Annotated in this window: 1 protein-coding gene; it reads left to right on the top strand. The window is 39.1% G+C overall.

Features of this window, described 5'->3' with window-relative positions:
* Window positions 1-219: 219 nt before the first annotated feature.
* The coding region (locus tag H7254_RS04465) for a PVC-type heme-binding CxxCH protein (protein ID WP_301931843.1) at window positions 220-2,754 on the top strand (2,535 nt) is incomplete at its 3' end.

Below are 2,754 nucleotides of genomic sequence, written 5' to 3'. Positions count from 1 at the left end.
ATTTACTTCAGAACTATTAATATTATCTCAATTTTCTATTTTTAAACGTATTTATTGATACGATATAGTCACTATTAGATAATATGTAGTGAGATTTAGAGTGTAATAAAAATTAATATTGTTACCTGATAAAAAAATTAAACCAATACCATGGGAAGAATAGTTAGTGTGTTTATAATAATCTGCCTGCTATTAAACAGTTGCGCAAATAAGGCCTTAATGAATGGAAACCATTCTTTAAGAAATGATTTGATTCCGCGAAGGGCTGAAGTTTTATTTTTGGGTAACGTAAGTAAGCATCATGATTCAGGCAAGTATGCTCCATGGCTGGCTATTGCTACATTTAAAAGTGGTATTAATATAACCTACACCACTGATGTTAAGGATTTAAACACCGAAAACCTGGAAAAATATGATGGTTTAGTTATTTATGCCAATCATGATACGATCTCTTTATCCCAGGAAAGTGCATTAAAAAACTTTGTTGAAAGCGGCAAAGGATTAATACCACTTCATTCAGCTGCCGGATGTTTTAAGAATTCAGAATGGTATATTAAAACCATTGGTGGCCAGTTTCTCTCTCATGGAAATGGGGCGTTCACGGCTACGATCACCAATAAAACCCACCCTGTAACCAAAGCCCTTGCCGAGTTTGAAACAACGGATGAAACGTATGTTCATCAGAAAATAAATCCAGATATTACCGTTTTGATGGAGCGTGTAGAAGGGGCAAAAAAAGAACCTTACACATGGGTTCGCAAACAAGGTAAAGGGCGTGTTTTTTATACTGCTTACGGTCACAATGATATTACCTGGAAAAAAGCTGAGTTTTTGAAGCTGGTAGAGAACGGAATACTTTGGGCGATCGGTGATCGGGTAAAAGAACAGATAGCTGCGCTAAAAATACCGGATGTCGATATCTATCCTGATACTCTTTCAAATTTTACCGCCAGGCATCTGGTACCTAAAATACAGGAAGGACTAACACCAGTAGAATCTATGAAGCTGATTCAGGTGCCTGCAGATTTTGAAATAAAACTTTTTGCAGCAGAACCTGATATCACCAATCCAATTGCAATGTCATGGGACGAAAGAGGCCGCTTATGGATTGTAGAATCAGTTGATTATCCCAATACATTTATTGAGACTGACGGAGCTTCAAATGACAGGATAAAAATCTGTGAGGATACAAACGGGGATGGTAAAGCGGATAAGTTTACTGTATTTGCTGATAAATTAAATATACCCACAAGCATGGTTTTTGCCAGAGGCGGAGTAATTGTTTCTATGGCTCCAAACTTTGTTTTTTTGAAAGATACAAATGGCGATGATAAGGCGGATGTGCGTGAGATTATCCTTACAGGTTTTGGAAAGAATGACACTCATGCAGGCCCATCGAATTTACAATATGGATTTGATAATAAAATCTGGGGAGTATTGGGTTATTCGGGTTTTAACGGTAACATAAATGGAAACAATGTGCGATTTGGACAGGGAGTTTATCGCTTCAACATTGATGGGAAAAACCTGGAGTACCTTGCTGAAACCAGTAATAACACCTGGGGTCTTGGATTCTCAGAGGATAACAATGTATTTATATCCACTGCCAACAATACGCATAGCGCTTACTATTCCATGCCCGGAAAATATATGCAAAGAGGTTTGGCCGGGAATAATATACAGGCTGTTCAAAAATTGGATGGTCATTATGATTCCCATAGTATGACCCCAAATTTACGGCAGGTTGATGTTGTCGGAGGCTTCACATCTGCAGCAGGACATCACCTTTATACAGCTCGAAACTTCCCTAAAGAATATTGGAACAGAATAGCTCTGATTTGCGAGCCTACTGTCCGTCTTATTCATAATGCCATTATTGAGCCTAAAGGTGCAGGTTTTACCGAAAGAGATGGCTGGAACTTATTATCTAGTTCAGATGAATGGGTAGGACCTGTACAGGCTGAAGTTGGTCCTGACGGGGCAGTTTGGGTAGCAGACTGGTACAATTTTGTTATGCAGCATAATACATTTGTTCCTGGTCAGGCTCCTACGGAATTGATTCTGCCGCTAACTCTTGCGGATCAGAAAAGAGGTCAGGGAAATGCGCTTGCAACAAACTTAAGAGATCTTGATCGCGGCAGGGTGTATAGAGTTGTTTATAAAAAAGGAAAACCATATACACCTGTTAAGTTAAGTGCAAATGATGTCACGAGTTTACTTGCGGCATTGGAAAGCGATAATATGTTTTGGCGTATTACTGCTCAGCGTTTACTTGTTGAATCTAATAATCAGTCTGCTCTTCCCGGACTTTACAAGATAATAAACGACCAAAAAGTTGACGAAATCGGCCTTAATGGTCCGGCGATAAATGCGCTATGGACATTACAGGGGCTGGGTGCTTTAAATGGTTCAAATACAGAAGCATTACAAGTAGTTGCAAAAGCTTTTTTACATCCCGCTGCGGGTGTTAGAAAAGCTGCCGTTGAGGTTTTACCTAACAATCAGCAATCTATTGATGCTATACAGAAAGGTGGATTAATTAATGATCCGAATTTAAATGTCCGCAAGAGCGTACTGTTGGCAATTGCTGCAATGCCTCCATCAATAGAACTCGGTAAATTGCTTTATGAAGCAAGTAAATCTACAGAAAATGAAAAAGATGAATGGCTTGTTAAAGCTTTAACAGCTGCAGCTATTACTCACCGGGAAGGTTTTTTAGCTGCGGGACCAGTTGTTCAATCATCTGCAGATCCT

Origin of the sequence: Ferruginibacter sp. (assembly GCF_014377975.1) — a bacterium.
In the GTDB taxonomy this organism is placed as follows: domain Bacteria; phylum Bacteroidota; class Bacteroidia; order Chitinophagales; family Chitinophagaceae; genus Ferruginibacter.
The sequence above is the reverse complement of the archived record's forward strand: the minus strand, read 5'-3'. Positions and strand labels throughout refer to the sequence as shown.